The following is a 20,821-nucleotide window of genomic DNA, read 5'->3' as shown; positions in this document are numbered from 1 at the left end:
CATTGAGGAGACACGCCATGCCGCGCAGTATTCGCGCCGCCGCCGCCCAACTGGCGCCGGTTCTGGACAATGCCGATGGCACCGTCGAGAAGGTGCTGGCCACCATTGCGGATGCGGCGCGGCAGGGCGTGCAGTTCATCGTCTTTCCTGAAACCCTTGTACCCTATTATCCCTATTTCTCCTTCGTGCAGCCACCGGTGCTGATGGGCCGCGAGCATATGCGGCTCTATGACAATGCACCGACGGTGCCGGGGCCGGTGACGGATGCGGTGGCCGCTGCCGCGCGGCAACATGGCATGGTCGTCGTCCTTGGCGTGAATGAGCGCGACCATGGCAGCCTTTATAATGCGCAGCTGATTTTCGATGCCGATGGCAGCCTGGTTCTGAAACGCCGCAAAATCACGCCGACCTTTCATGAACGCATGGTCTGGGGCCAGGGTGACGGGTCCGGGCTGCGAGCCGCGCAAACGGCCGTCGGTCGCGTGGGTGCCTTGGCCTGCTGGGAACATTACAACCCCCTCGCCCGCTACGCGCTGATGGCCGATCACGAGGAAATCCATGCCAGCCAATTTCCGGGCTCGATGGTGGGGCCGATCTTTGCCGATCAGATCGAGGTGACGATCCGCCATCACGCGCTGGAAAGCGGCTGTTTCGTCGTCAATGCCACGGGCTGGCTGACGGATGAGCAGATCAAAAGCATCACGCCGGATGCCGGCTTGCAGCGGGCGCTCCGCGACGGCTGCAATACCGCCATCATCTCCCCCGAAGGCGTTCATCTGGCGCCGGCGCTTAAGGAAGGCGAAGGCCTGGTCATCGCCGATCTGGATATGAGCCTGATCACCAAGCGCAAGCGCATGATGGACAGCGTCGGGCATTATGCCAGACCCGAACTGCTTCAATTGATGCTGCGCGACGCACCCGCCAATCCCCTTGCCCGCGCCAGCGACCTTCCTTCCACGCCCGTTTCATGGAGCAGCAGCGATGCAGACCAGCCTTTCGGAACGCCGTCCTCTGCCGAGCCCGCCACCCGCCTTGAGCCGTCATCTGATTACCGATCTGCAATCGCTCGGGCTGCGGCTGGCTGACCCGGAAGCGGGTGCTGCCGGCAGGCGGGGTGGCGCCGGGCCTTCCGACCATAAGGCGATCACGCTCGGCGGACAGACGGTGATGGTGCCGATCTATACCGGCCAAGCGCAAACCTCGCCCTTCGAGGCCGGGCTGCCGGATGATCTGGGCCGGCGGATTTTGCTGCGCGACGGCGCGCCGGTCGGGCGCATCACCTTTCCACGCCCGCCGCGCTTCTACGGCATGCAGACGCTGGACGGCATTCCCTATTGGAAGATCGCGGTTCTGCATGGCGCGGATGTTCTGGCGACGACATTGATGCAGACCTGCATTCGCTATAACGACCGCCGCACCGCCTGCCAGTTCTGCGCCATCGGCCAGTCGCTGGAAGCCGGGCGCACCATCGCCCATAAGACGCCAGCGCAACTGGCGGAAGTCGCCCGCGCCGCTGTCATGCTCGACGGCGTCAAGCATATGGTGATGACGACCGGCACGCCGAACGTCATCGACCGCGGCGCCAGCCTGCTCTGCGACAGTGCCGTCGCCATCAAGGCCGCCGTCGATCTGCCGATCCAGGGCCAATGCGAGCCGCCGCGCGACCATGAATGGTTCGGCCGCATGCGCGATGCCGGTATCGACACTTTGGGCATGCATCTGGAAGCCGCGACCCAGGCCGTGCGCGCCCGCATCATGCCCGGCAAGGCCACCGTCTCGGTGGACCGGTATAAGGAGGCTTTCGCGCAGGCCGTGCCGGTCTTCGGACGCGGCCAGGTCAGCACCTATATCCTCGCCGGCCTGGGTGACACGGCATCCGAAATCCTGTCGCTTTGCGAAGAGCTTGTCGGCATGGGCGTCTATCCCTTCGTCGTGCCCTTCATTCCCATCACCGGCACGCCTCTGGAGAACCATGCGCCGCCGACGCCGGACTTCATGCATAGCGTGCTGGCGCCATTGGGCCAGATGCTGTCTGAGGCCGGATTGCAGGCGGCGACCGTCAAGGCCGGCTGCGCCAAATGCAGCGCCTGCTCCTCCATCGCAAGCTACGGGGGCTGATGGCCATGTTCGACGGTCCCATCCCCCTCTTCATGCCCGGCGAATACCGCTTCACCCTGGCCACAGCCCCCTGGGAATTGGCCGCTCATCACGCGCTGCGCCGGCAGGTTTTCTGCGCCGAGCAGCGGATTTTCGAAGGTGACGACCGCGACGCCATCGATGACGTCGCGACCCATATCATCGCCTATACCTGCATTGCCGGCGCGCCGGATGAGATTGTCGGCACGGTGCGCATTCACCAGCCCGAGCCAAGCTTGTGGTGGGGGTCTCGCCTGGCGGTTGCCGCCGAGCATCGCCGCCTGGGCCGCCTGGGCGCGGAATTGATCCGCCTTGCCGTCTGCACCGCCCATACGCGCGGCTGCCGCACCTTTCTGGCCCATGTGCAGCGCCAGAACGTGCCCTTCTTTCGGCGCCTGCACTGGGATGATCTGGACAGTGTCGATCTGCACGGCCATCCGCATCACGTCATGCGGGCGCAGCTGGCGCATTACCCGGCGCATGGCCGCGTCGTTACCAGCCTGCTGCGCCCCGTGAAGCAGGCCGCGTGATGCTGGCGCAATCCCTCGCCCAGTCTTTGCGCAATCTGCGGGGCCTCGCGCATAAGACCGATATCGCCACCGTCGCCCGCCATCTGGGCACCGCGCCCGAGGGCATTCGCCTGGGTGACGATTGCGCCGCCATACCGGACGGTGACGGCTATCTGCTCCTCGCCATCGAAGGATTTGTGCCGGACTTTCTGAAGGCGGAGCCCTGGTTCGCCGGCTGGTGCGGCGTCATGGTGAATGCCAGCGATATCGCGGCCATGGGCGGCCGGCCGATTGCGGTGGTGGATGCGCTGTGGAGCGCCGATAGCGCGGAATCAGAGCCCGTTCTGGCCGGGCTGAAGGCAGCCGCCGACGCCTATCGCATTCCGGTCGTGGGTGGACATACCAATGCGCGCGCAAGCTCCGCCCAACTGGCCGTCGCCATTCTGGGCCGTGCCACCAATCTGCTGACCAGTTTTGACGCGCAACCAAACGAAGTTCTGCTGGCGGCGATTGACCTGCGCGGCGCCTATCATGACCCGATGCCCTATTGGGATGCTGCCACGCGCGGCGCCAGCGCCGAAAGGCTGCGCGGCGATCTTGATCTTCTGGCGCAGATTGCCGAGGCCGGATTGAGCAAGGCCGCCAAGGATATCAGCATGGCCGGGCTTGTCGGCACGGCGCTGATGCTGGCCGAATGCTCGCGCATCGGCATGGTAATCGACCCGTCTGCCGTGCCGCGCCCGGAAGGCGTGCCGCTGGAACGCTGGCTGAGCAGCTTCCCGAGTTTTGGTTTTCTGATCACCGCGACGCCGGATAATGCGCCTGCCGTTATCGCCGCCTTCGCGGAACGCGGCATTGCTTGTGCCGAAATCGGCCAATGCACGACAGGCACGACGCTTGATCTGCTCAATGCCGATGGCACGACCGAGACCTTTTGGGATCTGGCGGAAGCGCCCTTGATCGGCTGCGCGCCGGCATGAGCCCCCGCATCGCCATCTTCACCCATTCCACCAATCCGCGCGGCGGCGTGGTTCATGCCATGCAACTGGCTGAAGCCCTGTGTCGCCAGGGTGTAGACGCAACACTCATCGCGCCCGCGCTCTCCGGCCAGTATTTCTTCCGCGAGCCGTCTTGCCCCAGCCTGCTGATCCCGGCGGCGCCGGCGCTGAGCACGGTTGAAATGGTGGAAAGCCGCATCGGCGAGATCGAAACCGCGCTGCGCGGCCAGCGTTTTGACATTCATCACGCGCAGGACCCGATCAGCGCCAATGCGCTGGCCAATCTGCGCGCTGAGGGTGCCATTCCGGGCTTCATCCGCACCGTGCATCACCTGGATGATTTTGCCGATGCGCGTCTCGCCGCCTGGCAGGATCGTGGCTGGCACACGGCCGACCGTCTGCTGACCGTGAGCCTGCTATGGCAGGAAAAGCTCTGCGCTCTATCCGGCCAGCACGTGCATTTGACAGGCAATGGCGTCGATCACCAGCGGTTCAGCCCAGGCGAAAAAGCCCAGACAGGCCAGAAAACCTTCCTCAGCCTGGGCGGGATCGAGGAACGCAAGAATACCATCGGCGTGCTGCGTGCCTTCCTGCAAGTCCACGCCCTGCGGCCCGATACAAGACTGGTCATCGCCGGCGGCGCATCCCTGCTCAATCACAGCGCCGCCCATGGCGCTTTCGCATCGGTGCTGCGTGATGCGACGCCTGAGGCGCAGGCCGCCGTGCAGGTTCTGGGCGTCGTCGACGACGACGCCATGCCGGCGCTGTATCGCAGCGCCCATACGCTGGTCGCCCCCGCCTTCATGGAAGGCTTCGGCCTTTGCCCGCTGGAAGCGATGAGCTGCGGCATACCGGCCATCGTCTCTTCTATCCGGCCCTTTACCGATCATCTGGCGGCGCATGAAGCGCTCTGGGCCGATCCGGCTGATCCGTCATCCATCGCCGCCGCCATGGCGCGATCTCTGAACGACGCCGAACGCGCGCGCCTGTCACATCTGGGGCCGCAGACCGCCGCGCGGTTCAGCTGGGACAAGGTCGCCGAAGATCATCGCGCCCTGTACGAGACTTTTGCCGAGGAGTGCCTCGCCGATGCCTGAGATGGAATTCGCCCTGCGCTGGCCGGACGGCAGTGAAAGCCGCTGCTATTCCCCCTCCCTCGTCGTCGAGGATCATCTGACGGTGGGGCAGGCCTATCCGGTCGCCGATCTCGTCACCCGCACGCAAGCCGCCATGACGGAGGCCAGCCGCCGCGTCGAGGCGAAATTCGGTTTTCCGTGCAGCCGCGCCATGGCGACACAAGCCACTGTCGCGCGGCAAGCCAGCCGCTGGCAGAGCGAGCCTGGTGCGGAAATCACCGTCCTTTCCTTTCATCGCCTGACGTGATGGATCAACAATCATGAACGCGCTTTCCCGCCCGCCTTCAGACACTCCCCTGCCGCCCCATGTCTCCGTCGCCATTGTCGGCGGCGGTCAGGCCGGGCTTTCCATGAGCTGGCATCTGCATCAGGCCGGTATCGACCATGTGGTGCTGGAACGGCACAGCGCCGGCCATAGCTGGCGGAATGAGCGCTGGGACACGTTTTGTCTCGTCACGCCCAATTGGCAATGCCAGTTGCCGGGCTATCCCTATGCCGGCACGGACCCGGACGGGTTCATGCTGCGCGACGAAATCGTCCGCTATATCGAGGGTTTCGTGGCCTCCTTCCCGGTGCCGTTGCACACGGGCGTCTCCGTCCGCCGCCTGTCGCGCGACGGCGACGGTTTTCTGATCCAGACCGATCGCGGCACCCTGACCGCCGATCAGGTTGTGGTCGCGACGGGCGGCTATCATGACCCGGTGCGGCCCAACTGGTCCTATGCCATAGACCCCGCCATCACGCAGATCCATTCACAGGAATATCTGCGGCCGGAGCAATTGCCGGCAGGGGCCACGCTGGTTATCGGCAGTGGCCAGTCCGGCTGCCAGATTGCGGAAGACCTGCATATCGCCGGCCGCGACGTGCATCTCTGCCTGGGTGACGCACCCCGTGTCGCGCGGCGCTATCGCGGGCGCGACGTCGTCGGCTGGCTGGACAGCATGGGCTATTACGACATGCCGGTGGATCAGCATCCGCTGAAGGAAGGCGTGCGCGACAATACCAATCACTATGTCACGGGCCGCGACGGCGGGCGCGATATCGACCTGCGCCAGCGCGCGCTGGAAGGGATGCAGCTCTACGGCCGCGCCGAGGGGCTGGAAGACGGCAGACTGGTCATCCGCCCCGGTCTGGCCGGTCTGCTCGATTCCGCCGACGCGACGTCCGAAAGCATCAAGACCAGCATTGACCGCTTCATCGACAAGGCAGGGATCGCGGCACCCGAGGAAGCCCGCTACACGCCGGTCTGGACGCCGGGACCGGATGACCTGTCGCTGGACCTGAAGGACGCCGGCATTACCAGCATCGTCTGGTGCATCGGCTTCCGCGCCAATTTCCGCTGGATCGATGTGCCGGTCTTCGACGGGCGCGGCATGCCCGGCCACAAGCGCGGCGTCACGGCCCAGCCGGGCCTTTACTTCCTTGGCCTGCCCTGGATGCACACCTGGGGGTCTGGCCGCTTTTCAGGCGTCGCGCGGGATGCGGGCTTTCTGGCCGAGCGCATCGCCGCCCATGTGCGCGTCGATGCCTGACGACGCCCGCTACACGGCAGCCGTCGAAGCCTGCCGCACGGACCCGGCCAGCTATTGGCTGAGCGCGAGCCGCGATATCGCTTGGCGCAGGCAACCTGAAACCGGTTTTACACTCCGGCCGGACGGCATGGCGGATTGGTTTCCCGATGGTGTGCTCAACATCACGGAAAGCGCGCTGGACCGGCATGTGGCGGCGGGTCATGGCGGCAGAACCGCGCTGATCTGGGAAAGCCCGGCCTCGGGCGACGCTGCGCGCTATACCTATGCCGAGCTGCTAAACGCCGTCGGGCGCTGCGCGGGTGCCTTCAAGGCCCTCGGCGTGATGCCGGGCGACTGCGTTCTCATCACCATGCCGCCGGTGCCGGAAGCCGTCATCGCCATGCTGGCCTGCGCGCGCCTGGGGGCCGTGCATGTGGTGGCCTTCGCCGGTTTCGCAGGGCCGGAACTCGCCAGCCGCATTGATGACGCACAGCCGCGCCTGATCGTCACCGCCACCTGCTGCTATACCGCCAGGCGGCCGATGCCGCTGCTGCCCGCCGTCACCGAGGCGCTGCTGCGGGCCGCGCACCAACCCGATGCCTGCCTGCTGCTGCACCGCGCGGGTACGCCTGCTGCACCGCTGCCGATCCCCGTGCATGATTTCGCAACTGCCATGGCCGCTGCCACGCCCGCCAGCGCCCTGCCCGTGCCTGCCTCGCATCCGCTGTATGTCCTGCATACATCCGGCACCACCGGCCAGCCCAAGGGCGTGGTGCGCGATCAGGGCGGCAATGCCGTGGCGCTGATGCGCTCCATGGCCGAGGTCTATGACATGGGGCCGTGCGATGTATTTTTCTCGACCGCCGATCTGGGCTGGGTAGTGGGCCATTCCTACGGCGTCTACGCCCCGCTGCTGGCCGGCTGCACCAGCCTTCTGTACGAGGGCAGCGCCACCGCCACGCCGGACGCGGGCACAATCTGGCGCCTGTGCGCGCGGCATAAGGTGCGCGTGCTGTTCACCGCGCCCAGCCTGCTGCGCGCCATGCGCGCCAGCGACCCGGATGGGTCGCATCCCGCGCAGGCGGACCTCAAAAACCTCGCCGCCATTTATGTGGCGGGTGAGCGGGCGGAAAGCAGCGTGCTGCACTGGGCCAGCCACGTCACGAACCGGCCGGTGCATGACCACTGGTGGCAGACGGAAACCGGCTCGGCCATCGCCGGCAGCCTGCGCGGCCTGGGCATTGTCGCCACGCGCGGCATCGGCCGCGCCGTGCCGGGCGCCGATCTGTGCGTTCTCGCCCCCGATGGCGCGCTGCTGCCGCCGGACAGCGAGGGCGAGTTGGCCATCCGCCTGCCGCTGCCGCCCGGCTGCCTCACCGGCCTGTGGCGGGCCGAGACACGCATGGCGCAGACCTATCTGGACCGTTTTCCGGGCTTCTACCGGACCTTCGACCATGGGCTGATCGGCGCGGATGGCGAGGTGCAGGTTATGGCGCGGCTGGACGATGTGCTGAAGGTCGCCGGCCGCCGCATCTCCGCCGGGCGGATCGAGGAGGTGCTGTCCCGCCACCCCGCCGTCATCGAATGCGCGGTCACGGCCAAGCCCGACGGGCAGCGCGGCGAAGTGCCGGTGGCCTATGTCGTGCGGCGGGACGACGCCATTGCCGAAAGCCGCCTGCGCGCCACCCTGATCGCAGCGGTGCGGGATGAGATCGGCGCCCTGGCCGCCCTGCGCCAGATCGTGTTTCTGGATGCCTTGCCGCGCACGCGCTCGGGCAAGGTGCTGCGCCGCGTGCTGGCCGATCTGCCGACGCTTGCGTGATCCGGCTTCATCCTTCAGCCTCCGCGTCAGAGACAAGAAGGATGACGTTTTGACTGATCTGAGCCTGTTGTCCGCGCAAGATCTGGCGGTCGGCTATCGCAGCGGTGCCTTTTCCCCGGTCGATGCGGTGGATGCCTTGCTGGCGCGCATCCATCGCCTCAACCCCCGGCTTCATGCCTTCATCGATCTTTACGCCGATGACGCGCGCCTGGCGGCGGAAGGCGCTGCCCTGCTACTGCGCGCGGGGCATGATCTGGGGCCGCTGCACGGCATTCCCTTCGCCATCAAGGATCTGATCGAGGTCGCCGGCAAACCCTATGCTGCCGGGTCCAAGATTCATCTCGGCCGCCCGGCGCGGCAGACGGCACAGGTGGTGCGCAAGCTGGTGCAGGCCGGGGCCATCATGCTGGGCAAGGTCCATACGGTGGAATTCGCCTTCGGCGGCTGGGGCACCAATCTGCATCTCGGCACCCCGCGCAACCCGTGGTCGGCAGAGGCGCATTACACGCCGGGCGGGTCTTCCAGCGGATCGGGCGTGGCGGTCGGCGCGCGTCTGGCGCCGCTCGCCATCGGCACGGATACGGGCGGGTCGGTGCGCATTCCCGCCTCCTTCAACGGCATTACCGGCTTGAAGGTCACGCGCGGGCGCATCAGCAATACCGGTATCGAGCCCTTGAGCCCGACGCTGGACACGCCGGGGCCGATGGCGCGCACGGTGGAAGATGCAGCCGTCATGTATCGCGCCATGCAGGGCGCGGACCCAGCGGACGCACTGACCTTCGGCATTATCCCCGAAGACCCGCTGCCCGGGCTGAAGCGCGGTGTCGCGGGCCTGCGCCTGGGCCGCATCACGGGAAGCGATTGCGGCGTGATCTGGGACAATGAGGTCGCCGCCGCCTATGAGGCCGCAACCGAGGTACTGGCACGGCTGGGTGCCACCATCGTGCCTATCCGCTTGCCCGGTCCCTTCTCGGACTATGCCCGCCTGTCCCATGTCGTGATGGCGGCGGAAGCCTATGCTGCGCATGGGCATCTGGCCGAGGATGCGGCAAGCCCGATGGGCGAGCCTGTCCGCGCGCGCATTCTGGCGGGGCGCGTTGCGGCGAAGGACTACCTGCAATTGCTGTGGCGGCGCCCGGACATGCAGGCGGAATTCCTGGCCGCGATGGATGGCGTGGATGCGCTGCTGACGCCGACCACCCCCTATCCCGCCCGCGCGGTGGAAGGCGTGGACGAGACGACCGCGCCGAGCGAGATGACGCGCGTCGTCAACCTGCTGGGCCTTTGCGCGCTCGCTCTGCCGGACGGGTTTTCAGCCCAGGGCCTGCCGCTATCCTTGCAGATCATCGGCCGGCCCTTTGCCGAGGCCGAGGTGCTGCGCATCGGCTTCGCCTATCAGCAGGCGACCGACTGGCATCTGCGCGCGCCGGCCCTGTGACGCCGCCGAAACGCAGGCCGCCCCAGGCGGCGCCTGTCCAGACCGACCAGGCGGTGGCGGCCATATGCGCCGTCATCGCCCGCATTCCCAAAGGCTGGGTCGCGACCTATGGCCAGATCGCGGCCATGGCCGGGCTGCCGCGCCGCGCCCGGCTGGTCGGGCATATTCTGCAAAACCTGGACAACGGCGCCCAAATTCCCTGGCATCGCGTCGTCAATGCCAAGGGCGAGATTTCAACAGGCCAATCGCGCAACGGTGGCGATGTCCTGCAGCGGCGCCTGCTGGAACAGGAGGGCGTGGAATTCAACGATCGTGGCCGCTTCAATCTGGAGCGCTTTCGCTGGCGGGATTCCTGACCCCTGTCAGACCGGTGCCGCCATCCCGCTGGCCCGCACTGGACAATTGCGCTCTAAATCCGTGCGGCTCCTAAAGTGTTAGGGAAATTCACCGATCTGGTGAATCGCCTGGAAAGGATATTGCGTTACAAGCGGCCCGGCGCACGCGATCGTTCGAGGTGACTTTGCCCCTGCCCCACAGCCAGCCGTCCCAGCCGCAGCCCTTGCCCGCCGCCGGCCGCACAGGCTCCGTGCAATGGTTGATGGAGACGACGGCCGCCGATTTGCAGCACAGGGCAGCGCCGCGAACGGCCAGCGCAAAGCGCCGTGGCATGCGCCCGCAGCTTTATCGGGCAGGCATGACGGTGCTGGGCGTGATCGTGGTCGTAGAGATCGCTCTCTTTGCCGCGCCGCATTGGCGGACGGACCTGCTGGGTCCGAAACCTGTCGCCGAGCCAAGACCGGTACCCCCGGTTGCCGCGCCCGCGACACCACCCCCGACCGTTATGCTGGTCGGGCCGGACACCCCGCCCGCCCCGGTTCCCGCCCCAGTTCCTGCCCCGGTTCCTGCCCCGGTTCCCGCCGCCAAGCCGCAGCCGATCGCCAAGCCGGTGACGGCCCCGCCTTTGGTCGTCGCGGCTCCGGTTAAACCTGCGCCGATGCCTGCGCCGCCGGCCCCTGCCGTGCCCGCAGTGAAACCGGCAGCCGTCGCCCCGGCCGTTCCCCAGGGCGCGGCCATGCCCGCAGTCGCGCCGGCGCCGGTTGCCGTCACCTATCCCATGAGCGTGATGCTGAATTTTCCGGCGGGCGAAGCTGCGAACGCGGCGCGCTTCGCGCGCCTGCTGGAAGCCGAGGGCGATGCCGTTACCAGCATCGTCATCGCACCGGACCCGAACCGCTGGCCGGGCGTCGCCTTCTTTTTCGAATCAGACCGCGCCAAGGCGACGCTGATCGCGCGCCAGCTATCCTTCGTCACCGGCCGGACGGAACATGCCCGGCTCAGCGACCGTCATCCCTATCCCCATGCCGGGACGATCGAGGTCTCGCTCCTCGATCACGGGATGCCGGCGGGCCAGTAGCCGAACGACGACTGGCCCTGGGCGTTTAAGGTTTTCGCTGAAACACCGTCATTCCCGCGCAGGCGGGAATCCTCGTCCTTTGGCACAGCGGCGAGGCTTAGAAGATGCCCGCTTTCGCGGGCATGACGGCTCTCCGCGGTTAGTTCGTCGCCCGCGCGCCGATTTCCTTGCGCTTGGCCGCAACCTCATCCGCCGTCACGGCCGGGGCCGCATTGCCGAAGCTGTTGCGCAGATAGGTCGTCACCGCCGCCAGTTGGGCATCGGTAAACTTCCAGTCGAAGGGCGGCATGGAGGCAGCCGTCGGGTTGATCTCCGTCGCCGCGACATGACCGCCGGCCAGAATGGTGCGGATCATATTTTCCGGATTCTGCGCCTGCACCGAGGGGCTGTGCACGAAGGCCGGCGCCATGCCCGGCACGCCGGTGCCGTTCAAGGCGTGGCAGGCGGCGCAGTTCTCGGCATAGATCGCGCGGCCGGCGACCATCGCCGGAATATTGGCCGGCACCGGAGACGGCGCGCTATCGTCGGACGCCGGCAGGCTTTTCAAATAGACGGCCATGGCATGGAGGTCCGGCACCGTCAGATGCTGGGTGGAATTATGCACGGCTTCCGCCATCGGGCCGGCCGCGACCATGCGGTCATTGGCGCCGGTCTTGAGGAAGTCGACGATATCGTCTTCCGACCAGGAGCCGAGACCGATGCGCTTATTGGACGTCAGGTCGGGCGCCCACCAGCCGGCGAGATCCGTGCCTTGCAGGAACTTGCCGGACTCATCCGCGCCCAGCAGGTTCTTGGTCGTGTGGCAGGTGGAGCAATGTTCCAGACCCTGCACCAGATAGGCGCCGCGATTCCATTCGGCCGTCTGGGTCGGGTCATTCTTGTATTGCTGGCCGCCGAGATCGAAGAACAGCATGTTCCAGCCGACCATCATCAGACGGATATTGAAGGGGAACGGCATCTGGTTGGCGATGACGTCGTGATGAACCGCCGGCAGCGTATCCAGATAGGCCTTGATGTCGGTCAGATCGGCGTCCGAGACCTTGGCATAGGCGGTGTACGGCATGGCCGGGTACAGCCGCTTGCCGTGGTCGCCGATGCCGCGATGCATGGCCAGGATGAACTGCTTCGTGGTCCAGCCGCCGATGCCGGTGTCCTTGTCAGGCGTGATGTTGCTGGCCGCGACAAGGCCGAAGCCGGTATTGAGCTGCAGGCCGCCGGCATAGGGCTGGCCGCCCGGCGCGGTGTGGCAGGCAATGCAGTCACCGGCGAGTGCGAGGTAATGGCCGCGCGCGATCTGACCGGCGGTGGGCGCCGGCGCGGCGGTCTCGGCGATCTGGCTGCTGTAATAGGCGCGGTTGAAGGCATAGAGCGCGCCCGCGCCAATAACGCCCAGAAAGCCTAGGCAGACGACAGCGACGACGATACGGCGAAAGGTGAACATGGTTGTGTTGACCTCTCTTACAGCGACACGAGCGCGCCGGGCGACTTCAGATATTTTGTCTTGATCGCCTCCGCCGCCCAAAGCGTCAAAGCGCCGACCGTGCCGGTCGGGTTGTAGCCGCCATTATTGGCGAAAGCGCTGGCGCCGCAGACGAAAGTATTGGGCACGTCCCAGCTTTGCAGATAGCGGTTCACCGCACTCGTCATCGGGTCATCGCCCATGATGGCGCCGCCCGTGGTGTGGGAAGACAGATTGTCCATCGGCGAGAAGTGTTTGGCGGTCGGCTCGTTCCTGAAGACCATCTTGGCGTTCATGGCATGGCCGAATTCCACCGCACGATCGGCCATGAAATGGCCGGAGCGCTTGTCGTTCTCGTTCCAGTCGAAGGTCACGCGCAGCAGCGGGCGGCCGAAGCGATCGGTATAGGTCGGGTCGAGGTCAAGAAAGACGTCCTCATGCGGATAGCTGTTGCCCTGGTTGTAGATGGAATTGCCGACCTGATAGCTGTCCTTGTAGGTCTTCTTCCATTCGCTGCCCCAGCGCGGCGTGCCTGGCGGCACGACATTGGCCGAGCCGATCGGCCGTCCATTGGTGGAATGGATCAGCATATTGGCGCCGCCGATGAAATCGAGCTTCGCGTGATCGAAATTATCGCTGTTGTAGTCATCGGCCGATTGCGCCAAGGCGCCCGCGCCGATGAAGGGATTGAGGTTCTCGTTCTCGAAGAAGACGCCTGCGCCTGACACCGTCTGGTTCGCATAATTGCGGCCGACGACGCCGGTGAGCGAAGCCCGGTCATAGGGCTTGCCGATGCCGGACAGCAGCATCAGCCGCACATTGTCCATCTGATAGGCCGAGATCACCACGATATCGGCTGGCTGTTCCCATTCACGGCCCTGCTTGTCGATATAGGTGACGCCCGTCGCCATCTTTTTGTCGGGCGTGAGATTCACCTTCATCACTTCGCTTTCGGTGATGACGGTGAAGTTGGGGCGCTGGATCAGCGCCGGCAGGATGCAGGCATTGGGGCTGCTTTTCGACCAATTGCCGCAGCCGAAGAATTCGCAATAGCCGCAATAGGTGCAAGGCGCCATGTGAATGCCGAGCGGATTGACATAGGCGCCCGAGGTATTGCCGGCCGGCACCGGAAAGGAATGCAGGCCGAGTTCCTTGGCGCCGATATCGAAAAGTTCGGCCGCGCGCGTACGCTCCAGCGGCGGCAGCGGATAGTCGCGCTGGCGCGCCCCTTCGAAAACATTGCCGCCGGGCTGGATCACGCCCTTGATATTGCCGGCCTTGCCGGAGGTGCCAGCGTAGCGCTCGAACTTGTCGTAGAAGGGTTCCAGGTCGTCATAGGTCACGCCCCAGTCCTGCACCGTCAGACCGGTAACGAAACGACCCTTGCCGTATTTGGCAACCGTATTGCTGTAGGTCTGGAAATCATTCGGCAGGAAGCGCCAGGTCATGCCGTTCCAGTGGCTGCCCGCGCCACCCGCGCCCCAGCCGAACTGGTAGGTATTGAAATCGCGCAGCGGCCGCGCCTGCTGGCCGGGATTGTTGCGGAAGCTCATGGTTTCCACAGACAGAGGCTGTAGCAATTCGCGGCGGGTCGCGTAGCGCAGCTCATCCGTATCCATACTGGTCGGGAAATCGGTGCTGGTATCGCGCCAGCCGCCACGCTCGATGGCGACGACATTCAGGCCGGCCATCGTCAGTTCATTCGCCATCAGCGAACCGGCCCAGCCGAGACCGATGATGACGGCGTCAGCCTTCGGGCGTTTCAGTGCCATGGGGTAACCTCACATGCAGTCGGATGGGCAACAGGGACCAAGCTGCCCATCAGGCAGGATTCCAACCGGGCCGCCCCATCAGGCCGACCGGTTCCAGATCGAGTTTTTCGCCGCGACGGCCGATGACGTCGCGATAGTCATAGCGGGCGCCGGGAAAGCCGATCAGCTTCCAGCCCGCCATGTCCTTATTGCCGCCATAGATGGGATCAGCGAAATAGCCTTCCCGCACATTCTGGATCAGCTGATTGAAGAAAGCCGTGCTGGTGACTGGGCCGGTGTAGAAGGCGCCGGCTTCCATCTCATGCAGCAACGCGTCCTGGTCGGCCGCCGACAGGGTGGTGAAAGCGGCGCCGCCATGTTTCGACGCGCAGAAGGCCACGAGCGCGGCCAGGCCTTCGCGGTAGCGCTGCGCGAAGGTTTCCAGCGTCTGCGGTCCCTGCTGCGGCGTGCCGGGGCGATAAGGCCCCTTCAGATAGTAATTGGTGCCTTTGCCATAGTTGCCGGCCAGCTGCTTATCGATGAAGACGGCGCAGCCGGCTTCCTTGCCACCGATGCTGAGGTCATCAGCCGGAATGATGCGATCGGCAATCGCGCCGACTAGCGCCGCCTCGTCGGCCGTGAAGAATTCCCAAGTATAGGGCTGCGTCGGTTCCACCGGCGGCGGCGTGCCTTCGCTCGGCGACCAGGGCAGGCTGCCCGATATCTGAGCGGCTTCGGCCGCCGGCAAAGTGGCGGCGGTGCCGACCAGCGCGGCTGCCGTTCCCAGCAGGTCGCGACGCAGAATGGGAGATGTCACGGTTTTGCACTTTCGCATGTGAAAGACGCATCGAGGCTGCGGCGAAGAGCGACCATCGCACGGCCAGCGACTTCCATTGGATCGAGAGTCTTCAATTCATCGTTAAAAACTTCGAGGCCGATCGGTCCGGCATAGCCGATATCCGCAAGCACCCGAAGCAGGCCGCCAATAGGAAATTGTCCATCGCCCGGCAAAAGACGGCTGTGCCGCGCGACCTGCTTATGCTGGCCGGGTGCGATGGGTTTGCCATAATCCGAGAGCTGCACGAGCGCGATGCGATCCGCCGCGATGCCGGCCACATCGGCGACCGTGCGATCGCGCGAAAAAATATGAAATGAATCGACCACGAAAAGAAGATTGGGTCGTTTCGCGGCATCCAAAATCTGAGCTGCCATCGGCAATGTATGGACGCGCGTGCTCCAGGCCATCGGCTCATAGGCGATGCGCATCCCCATCTCCGCCGCGCGGTCTGCCAGCCAGCCGATATCCGCGACGATGCGATCGGGCTCGCAATCCGGGTCCGTGGATGCCGGCGCCAAAAGCGTATGCGCGCCGAGCGCATGGCCGGTTTCCAGCATCGCCAGTGCCTCGTCGCGCTTGGCCGCGCGCTTGCTGTCAGGCGCGCCGTCGAAGTCGAGCAGAACCTGATAATCGACAAGGCCGAGGGCGCGATCGGTCAGCGCGCTGCGCACGGAGGAGACGCTGCCGGCCGCTTCCACGTCCTGACGCCAGATTTCGACCGCGTCGAATCCGGCGGCGCAGATGGCGGCAATCTTCTCATTCACCGTGCCGCCCAGAAGAATCGTATTGATAAACAATTCGTTGAGGGGCGGAGCCGGACGAGGCGGCGGAGACTGGTCGGTGGGCATGGGCGCAAAATGCGCCGCCAGACATAAGAGACAAGCCTGACAAACTAGTCAGATCGATAAGATTGACTTATGTCATAGACATGGAGCTGCGCCATTTCCGGACTTTCGTCACTGCCGCCGAGCTGTTGAGCTTCGGCCAGGCCGCCGAGCGTCTTGGCATTGCTCAGCCTGCCATCAGCCAACTCATCAAAACCATGGAAGATGAGCTGGGCTTTCAATTGTTCCGCCGCCTGCGCCGTGGGGTGGAACTGACGCCGGCGGGTGCCGCCATGCTGCCGGAAGCGCGTGCAACGCTGGAGCAAGCGCAGCGCAGCCTGCGCGTTGCCCGCAGCGCGCGGCGCGGTGAAATCGGGCGCCTGGATATCGGCTATAGCTTTTCGATCATGGCCGAGCCTTTGCTGCCGGCGCTGATTCGCCGCTTCGTCGCCGCCTGGCCCGACATCACGTTGGAATTCTCGGCGCGCGCCGTGGAAGACAATATCAATCAGGTTCTGGAACAGACTTTGGACGTCGCTTTCGTGCGCACGCCCTTCGGCAGTCTGGCGCGGGAACTGGTGGTGGAGGAGTTCAGCCGTTCGGAGCTGGCAGCGGTGCTGCCGCTGGGTCATCCGCTGACGCAGGCCAGTGCCGTCTCGCTGCTATCGCTGTCGACCGAGAAACTGATTCAGATCGACGATCAGCCCGGCTTCGGCCTGGGACAAAGCGTGCAGAACCTGTTTGCGGCGGCGGGCCTCGCCCCGCGCATCGGCCTGCTCGTGAATAATATCACCGGCATTACGGGCATGGTGGCGGCCGGCATGGGCGTCGGCATCGTGCCGCGCGCCATTGCCGAACAAGGGGGCGCCGTCGTCGTGCGCCCGCTGGCCGATTGCGATGCCCATATCCCGGTCTGCATGATCCACCGCCGCCAGCTGTCGCCGCAATTGCAGCGTTTCATTACGATGGCACGCACGATGGCGCAGATTGAGGAAAAACCCGTGGTGCTCCCCTTCTGAGGTCAGCGCCAGCTTTTCGATCAAACGGGGGCTGATATCGCCGCCAGCGCCAGCAGGACCGCGCATTCCGTCAGCTGCTCGGTCGCACCCAGCGTATCGCCGGTATAGCCGCCGAGGGTACGGCGGCCGAGTGCGGCCATGGCCAGAACAGCGATGACGGTCATGACGACGACCGGCAGCAGGTGATGACCGTGCAGGGCGGTCAGGCTGAGCAGCAGGGCAATGGCCCAGCCGGCATAGACGCGCGTGCGGTCCAAATCCCCCAGCGCCGCCGCCAGCCCGCCGGGCCGCGCCGGGGTCGAGAGCAGCACCACGCCGGCCATGGCAGCGCGGCCGGCCATGGCCGCCGCCAGCAGCGCCGGCACAACCAGATGCGGCTCCGCGATCTGCGCCAAGGCCCCCACCCGCAGACCGACAGAGGCGATCAGCGCCAGACCGCCGAAACTGCCGATGCGGCTGTCCTTCATGATCGCCAGCCGCCGTTCGGCTGTGGCACCGCCGCCGATACCGTCCGCCGTATCGGCCAGCCCATCCTCATGAAAGCCGCCCGTGGCGATCACCATGGCCAGGACAGAGAGCAAGCCGGCCAGAAAGGGCGACAGATGCCAGTGCCAGGTCAGGCCATAAACGGCCGCGCCGATCAGCCCGACGACCAGCCCGGCCAGCGGCCAGGCCCAGACGCCCGCCGCCATGGAGCTGACGCTGCGGGCCTTCGGCAGCGGCAGGCGCGTCAGCAGCCCGAAGGCCGAGACCAGATCACCCAGGATCGCCATGGCGCGGCGCTCCACTCAATCGCGATTCGTGACGCCGGCCTGGGTGAAGGTCGCCATACCGGTATGGCAGGCGACGGCGGCCCGGACGATGGAGACGGCGAGTGCGGCGCCTGACCCCTCGCCCAGCCGCATGTCGAGATTCAGCAGCGCCGGGCGGTGCAGTTCCTGCACCAGATGGCGATGCCCGGCCTCGGCCGAGACATGGCCGATCATGCAATGGTCCAGCCCATCGGGCAGCAGTTTCGACAAAGGGGCGGCTGCGGCGGAACAGACGAAACCGTCCAGCAGCACCGGAATGCTGTGGCGGCGGGCAGCCAGCACGGCGCCGAGAATGGCGGCGGTCTCCCGTCCGCCCAGGCGGCGGGCGACTTCCCATGGGTCATTCAGCGCCTCGCCATGCAGCGCCAGCGCGCGGTCGACGACGGCGGCCTTGTGGCTAACCCCATCGGCATCCAGCCCGGTGCCGCGTCCGGCCCAGCGCGCAGCCGGACCGCCGAAGAGGGCCGCCGAGATGGCGGCGGCGGCCGTGGTATTGCCGATGCCCATTTCGCCCAGGCAGAGCAGATCGGTGCCCGGCACCACAGCGTCATAGCCGACGGCCAGCGCGCGGCGGAATTCCAGCGGCGTCATGGCGGGCTCGACCGTGAAATCGGCGGTCGGCCGATCCAGCATCAGCGGCACCACGGAAAAGGCCGCGCCATTGGCTTTGGCGATCTGATTGATGGCCGCGCCGCCGGCCTCGAAATTGGCCACCATCTGTTCGGTCACCGAAGACGGATAGGGCGAGATGCCCTGCGCGGTGACGCCGTGATTGCCGGCGAAGACAACGACATCGACCTGATCCAGGCGCGGCATGTCCCGCCGCTGCCAGGCGGCCAGCCAGGAAACCGCCTCTTCCAGCACGCCGAGGCTACCCGGCGGTTTGGTGAGAATGGCTTGGCGCTGCATCACGGCTGCGGCTGCGGCCACATCGGCGCCAGGCAGTTTGCGCACCAGATCCTGAAGAAAATCTGCGGTATTGGCCATCATACCAATCACTCCTCCGGTGCGATGAGGTGAAAGAAGCTGCCCGTGACCTGGCCCCGGCAACTGCCGGCAGCACCTAGGGCCGAGCCCTTCGCGTCCGCAAGTTCGACAAAAGGTGAGTCGTCTCCTGGGTCGGAGACGGTGGCGTAGTGGAATTCATGGCCGCGCAGACGCATGCCTTGCGGCCCGAGCGGATTGTCAGACAGCAGCCTGGCGCGGCGATAGCCCAGGTGCATTTTTCGCACTGCAAAACTCGTCGCGTGGTTGAGCAGTCTCACCATTTCGTGAGTTTGTCCAGCGGCGTCCGTCACCGTTGCGCCCAAAACCATGTAACCGCCGCATTCGCCATGGACAGGTCTGGTTTGGGCGAAAGCGCGAAGGCCGGTCTTGAAGCGCGTGGCGGCGGCCAGCGCGGCCCCGTGCAGTTCCGGATAGCCGCCGGGCAGCCAGCAGGCGCTTGCGCGCTCATCCGGCGCTTCATCCGCGAGCGGCGAAAAGAACGAGATGTCGGCGCCTTGCGCGCGCCAGCCGGCCAGAAGATGGGGATAGACGAAGGTGAAGGCGGCATCTTTGGCGACCGCGATGCGCTGTCCCGGTGGGCGGATGGCCGGCATGTCGCTGATCACGGCCGGAATGGGCCTCGCCAGCCCGATGATGGCGTCCAGATCGAAGCGCGTTTCCGCAAGCGTCGCCAGCGCATCGATACGGGCCGCGAGGTCTCCCGTCTCCTGCGCCTGCACCAGACCCAAATGCCGCTCTGGCAGCGTCAGCTTCGCGTCGCGCGGCAGGCTGCCGAGGACCGGCAGGCCGATGGCCGCCATGGCCGGGCGGATGCCGGCCTCATGCTTGGGGCTGCCGCAGCGGTTGAGGATGATGCCGGCGATGTCGACCCCCGGCTCGAAGCCCATGAAGCCGCGCGCGACCGCTGCCGCCGTCTGGCTCTGGCCCGACACATCGGTCACCAGCACCACCGGCAGGCTGTAGCGCGCGGCAAGATCGGCGGCGCGGCCCGAAGCGCCGGCCGGCGCGTTGCCCACATCGGCACCATCAAACAGGCCCATCGACGCTTCGATGATCAGAATATCGGCGCCATTGACCGCCTCGGCCAGCAGCCCGTCCAGCAGCCCAGCCGGCATGGCCCAACTGTCCAGGTTCAGGACCGGCCGCCCGGTGGCGGCGGCATGAAAGGCCGGGTCGATATAATCCGGGCCGGATTTGGCGACCGCGACCACCAGCCCCCTGGCCTTCAACGCGGCGGCCAGACCCAGCGTGACTGTGGTTTTGCCGGAGCCCGAGCGTGGCGCGGCAAGGATGAGACCCTTTGCCATCAGCGGCAGAGTTCCGGCTCCACCGCCGCGACGAGGTCCATAATCTTCGCGCGCATGGCGACGATGCGGCCGATGACGATCAGCATGGGCGCTTCCTCATCCGCGTCGCCCACCGTCTCGGCGATGTGGTCGAGGTCGGTGACGGTCACGGCCATATCGGGCGTGGTGGCCCCGATAATCAGCGCGGCCGGCATATCCGCGCCCATGCCGCCGGCCATCAGGCGGCGGGCGATGGTGCCGATGCGCTTTGCGCCCATATAGAGCACGATGGGCTGGCCGAGGCTGGCCATCACTTCCCAGTTCAGCGTCGCGTGCTGGCTTTCCGCGCCATGGCCGGTCGCGAAGATGATGGCCTGATTGATGCCGCGCATGGTCGCCGGGATGAAGGCCGCCGCCAGACCCGCCACGCCCGCCGTCAGGCCGGGAATGACGCGGAAGGGAATGCCTGCCTCGACCAGCGCCAGAACCTCCTCGCCGCCCCGGCCGAAGACGAAGGGATCGCCCCCCTTCAGCCGCAGCACGCGCCGGCCGCGCTGGGCCTGCGCTACCAGTTGCGCGGAAATGCCCGCCTGTTCGGCGGAGGGCCGGCCGCAGCGCTTGCCGGCATAGATCAGTTCGGCATCGGGCTTGAGCAAAGACAGGATATCCGGCCCGACCAGCGCATCCGTCAGCACGACATCGGCCTGGGCCAGCGCCGAGACCGCGTGCAGCGTCAAATGCCCGACATCCCCCGGGCCAGCGCCCGCCAGCCAGACATGGCCCGGTTCCAGCCTCGGCCCCTGTGCCATGAGGCGCGACAGCGCCGTCTCGACCGTCATTCCCATTCTCCACCGTGACTT

General features: G+C 66.0%; 20 protein-coding genes. 12 read left to right on the top strand and 8 right to left on the bottom strand.

The features are described 5' to 3' along the window. The first annotated feature begins 17 nt into the window (after positions 1-17). The 11 genes from ASILVAE211_RS11075 to ASILVAE211_RS11025 all read left to right on the top strand — a co-directional run bounded on the left by ASILVAE211_RS11075 (position 18) and on the right by ASILVAE211_RS11025 (position 10,964). Complete coding sequence (locus tag ASILVAE211_RS11075; protein WP_227321381.1) at positions 18-1,085, top strand: Nit6803 family nitrilase; 1,068 nt, start codon at positions 18-20, stop codon at positions 1,083-1,085. Beyond that, on the top strand, positions 1,033-2,118 hold the full coding sequence (locus ASILVAE211_RS11070; RefSeq protein WP_227321380.1) for an MSMEG_0568 family radical SAM protein: 1,086 nt from the start codon (positions 1,033-1,035) through the stop codon (positions 2,116-2,118). Before ASILVAE211_RS11075 ends, ASILVAE211_RS11070 begins: the two co-directional genes overlap by 53 nt. Further along, complete coding sequence (locus ASILVAE211_RS11065; protein WP_406566048.1) at positions 2,079-2,666, top strand: MSMEG_0567/Sll0786 family nitrogen starvation N-acetyltransferase; 588 nt, start codon at positions 2,079-2,081, stop codon at positions 2,664-2,666. Before ASILVAE211_RS11070 ends, ASILVAE211_RS11065 begins: the two co-directional genes overlap by 40 nt. After that, complete coding sequence (locus ASILVAE211_RS11060) at positions 2,666-3,625, top strand: sll0787 family AIR synthase-like protein (protein ID WP_227321379.1); 960 nt, start codon at positions 2,666-2,668, stop codon at positions 3,623-3,625. The genes ASILVAE211_RS11065 and ASILVAE211_RS11060 overlap by 1 nt, the downstream gene beginning before the upstream one ends. After that, positions 3,622-4,740 (top strand): MSMEG_0565 family glycosyltransferase, encoded by a 1,119-nt coding sequence (locus ASILVAE211_RS11055; RefSeq protein ID WP_227321378.1) that lies wholly within the window; start codon positions 3,622-3,624, stop codon positions 4,738-4,740. Before ASILVAE211_RS11060 ends, ASILVAE211_RS11055 begins: the two co-directional genes overlap by 4 nt. After that, positions 4,733-5,026, top strand: a complete 294-nt coding sequence (locus ASILVAE211_RS11050) for an MSMEG_0570 family nitrogen starvation response protein (protein ID WP_227321377.1) — start codon at positions 4,733-4,735, stop codon at positions 5,024-5,026. The genes ASILVAE211_RS11055 and ASILVAE211_RS11050 overlap by 8 nt, the downstream gene beginning before the upstream one ends. Before the next feature lie 13 nt (positions 5,027-5,039). Then, positions 5,040-6,311 (top strand): MSMEG_0569 family flavin-dependent oxidoreductase, encoded by a 1,272-nt coding sequence (locus ASILVAE211_RS11045; protein WP_227321376.1) that lies wholly within the window; start codon positions 5,040-5,042, stop codon positions 6,309-6,311. Next, positions 6,304-8,112, top strand: coding sequence for an AMP-binding protein (locus ASILVAE211_RS11040; RefSeq protein WP_227321375.1), 1,809 nt, complete (start codon positions 6,304-6,306; stop codon positions 8,110-8,112). The genes ASILVAE211_RS11045 and ASILVAE211_RS11040 overlap by 8 nt, the downstream gene beginning before the upstream one ends. A gap of 49 nt (positions 8,113-8,161) precedes the next feature. Continuing rightward, positions 8,162-9,550 (top strand): amidase, encoded by a 1,389-nt coding sequence (locus ASILVAE211_RS11035; protein ID WP_227321374.1) that lies wholly within the window; start codon positions 8,162-8,164, stop codon positions 9,548-9,550. Next, positions 9,547-9,906 (top strand): MGMT family protein, encoded by a 360-nt coding sequence (locus tag ASILVAE211_RS11030; protein WP_227321373.1) that lies wholly within the window; start codon positions 9,547-9,549, stop codon positions 9,904-9,906. Before ASILVAE211_RS11035 ends, ASILVAE211_RS11030 begins: the two co-directional genes overlap by 4 nt. Before the next feature lie 164 nt (positions 9,907-10,070). After that, entirely contained in the window at positions 10,071-10,964 is an 894-nt protein-coding gene (locus ASILVAE211_RS11025; RefSeq protein WP_227321372.1) for a hypothetical protein, read from the top strand. Positions 10,965-11,103: 139 nt separating this feature from the next. Here ASILVAE211_RS11025 and ASILVAE211_RS11020 read toward each other — a convergent pair whose 3' ends face one another. Genes ASILVAE211_RS11020 through ASILVAE211_RS11005 form a run of 4 tightly spaced genes read right to left on the bottom strand, consistent with a single transcriptional unit; the run spans position 11,104 to position 15,860 of the window. After that, positions 11,104-12,405, bottom strand: coding sequence for a c-type cytochrome (locus ASILVAE211_RS11020; protein ID WP_227321371.1), 1,302 nt, complete (start codon positions 12,403-12,405; stop codon positions 11,104-11,106). 17 nt (positions 12,406-12,422) lie between these two features. Continuing rightward, positions 12,423-14,195 carry a GMC family oxidoreductase gene (locus tag ASILVAE211_RS11015; RefSeq protein WP_227321370.1) on the bottom strand — a complete coding sequence of 591 codons (1,773 nt, stop codon included), beginning with the start codon at positions 14,193-14,195 and terminating at the stop codon, positions 12,423-12,425. A gap of 49 nt (positions 14,196-14,244) precedes the next feature. Beyond that, on the bottom strand, positions 14,245-14,991 hold the full coding sequence (locus ASILVAE211_RS11010) for a gluconate 2-dehydrogenase subunit 3 family protein (protein WP_227321369.1): 747 nt from the start codon (positions 14,989-14,991) through the stop codon (positions 14,245-14,247). Next, positions 14,988-15,860 carry a sugar phosphate isomerase/epimerase family protein gene (locus tag ASILVAE211_RS11005; RefSeq protein ID WP_227321368.1) on the bottom strand — a complete coding sequence of 291 codons (873 nt, stop codon included), beginning with the start codon at positions 15,858-15,860 and terminating at the stop codon, positions 14,988-14,990. The genes ASILVAE211_RS11010 and ASILVAE211_RS11005 overlap by 4 nt, the downstream gene beginning before the upstream one ends. Before the next feature lie 62 nt (positions 15,861-15,922). Between ASILVAE211_RS11005 and ASILVAE211_RS11000 the strand changes: the two genes are divergently transcribed. After that, positions 15,923-16,855: a LysR family transcriptional regulator gene (locus ASILVAE211_RS11000; RefSeq protein WP_227321367.1), complete on the top strand. Its 933-nt coding sequence runs from the start codon at positions 15,923-15,925 to the stop codon at positions 16,853-16,855. A 20-nt stretch (positions 16,856-16,875) separates the two neighbouring features. Here ASILVAE211_RS11000 and cobS read toward each other — a convergent pair whose 3' ends face one another. Genes cobS through cobA form a run of 4 tightly spaced genes read right to left on the bottom strand, consistent with a single transcriptional unit; the run spans position 16,876 to position 20,800 of the window. Then, positions 16,876-17,628: an adenosylcobinamide-GDP ribazoletransferase gene (cobS, locus tag ASILVAE211_RS10995; RefSeq protein WP_227321366.1), complete on the bottom strand. Its 753-nt coding sequence runs from the start codon at positions 17,626-17,628 to the stop codon at positions 16,876-16,878. Between the two features lie 15 nt (positions 17,629-17,643). After that, entirely contained in the window at positions 17,644-18,654 is a 1,011-nt protein-coding gene (gene cobT / locus ASILVAE211_RS10990) for a nicotinate-nucleotide--dimethylbenzimidazole phosphoribosyltransferase (protein ID WP_227321365.1), read from the bottom strand. An 8-nt stretch (positions 18,655-18,662) separates the two neighbouring features. Further along, positions 18,663-19,982 (bottom strand): cobyrinate a,c-diamide synthase, encoded by a 1,320-nt coding sequence (locus tag ASILVAE211_RS10985; RefSeq protein ID WP_227321364.1) that lies wholly within the window; start codon positions 19,980-19,982, stop codon positions 18,663-18,665. Then, positions 19,982-20,800: a uroporphyrinogen-III C-methyltransferase gene (gene cobA / locus ASILVAE211_RS10980; RefSeq protein ID WP_227321363.1), complete on the bottom strand. Its 819-nt coding sequence runs from the start codon at positions 20,798-20,800 to the stop codon at positions 19,982-19,984. The genes ASILVAE211_RS10985 and cobA overlap by 1 nt, the downstream gene beginning before the upstream one ends. Between the last annotated feature and the right edge of the window lie 21 nt (positions 20,801-20,821).

The sequence above is a fragment of the Acidisoma silvae genome (genome assembly GCF_020618775.1).
GTDB classification, from domain to species: domain Bacteria; phylum Pseudomonadota; class Alphaproteobacteria; order Acetobacterales; family Acetobacteraceae; genus Acidisoma; species Acidisoma silvae.
Note: the sequence above shows the minus strand (reverse complement) of the source record. Positions and strands in the feature narration are given on the sequence as shown.

Coding starts and splice junctions, on each gene's coding strand:
- ASILVAE211_RS11075 (WP_227321381.1), top strand. CDS start 18: ATGCCGCGCAGTATTCGCGCCGCCGCCGCCCAACTGGCGCCGGTTCTG.
- ASILVAE211_RS11065 (WP_406566048.1), top strand. CDS start 2,079: ATGCAGCGCCTGCTCCTCCATCGCAAGCTACGGGGGCTGATGGCCATG.
- ASILVAE211_RS11060 (WP_227321379.1), top strand. CDS start 2,666: ATGCTGGCGCAATCCCTCGCCCAGTCTTTGCGCAATCTGCGGGGCCTC.
- ASILVAE211_RS11055 (WP_227321378.1), top strand. CDS start 3,622: ATGAGCCCCCGCATCGCCATCTTCACCCATTCCACCAATCCGCGCGGC.
- ASILVAE211_RS11050 (WP_227321377.1), top strand. CDS start 4,733: ATGCCTGAGATGGAATTCGCCCTGCGCTGGCCGGACGGCAGTGAAAGC.
- ASILVAE211_RS11045 (WP_227321376.1), top strand. CDS start 5,040: ATGAACGCGCTTTCCCGCCCGCCTTCAGACACTCCCCTGCCGCCCCAT.
- ASILVAE211_RS11040 (WP_227321375.1), top strand. CDS start 6,304: ATGCCTGACGACGCCCGCTACACGGCAGCCGTCGAAGCCTGCCGCACG.
- ASILVAE211_RS11020 (WP_227321371.1), bottom strand. CDS start 12,405: ATGTTCACCTTTCGCCGTATCGTCGTCGCTGTCGTCTGCCTAGGCTTT.
- ASILVAE211_RS11015 (WP_227321370.1), bottom strand. CDS start 14,195: ATGGCACTGAAACGCCCGAAGGCTGACGCCGTCATCATCGGTCTCGGC.
- ASILVAE211_RS11005 (WP_227321368.1), bottom strand. CDS start 15,860: ATGCCCACCGACCAGTCTCCGCCGCCTCGTCCGGCTCCGCCCCTCAAC.
- cobS (WP_227321366.1), bottom strand. CDS start 17,628: ATGGCGATCCTGGGTGATCTGGTCTCGGCCTTCGGGCTGCTGACGCGC.
- cobT (WP_227321365.1), bottom strand. CDS start 18,654: ATGGCCAATACCGCAGATTTTCTTCAGGATCTGGTGCGCAAACTGCCT.
- ASILVAE211_RS10985 (WP_227321364.1), bottom strand. CDS start 19,982: ATGGCAAAGGGTCTCATCCTTGCCGCGCCACGCTCGGGCTCCGGCAAA.
- cobA (WP_227321363.1), bottom strand. CDS start 20,800: ATGACGGTCGAGACGGCGCTGTCGCGCCTCATGGCACAGGGGCCGAGG.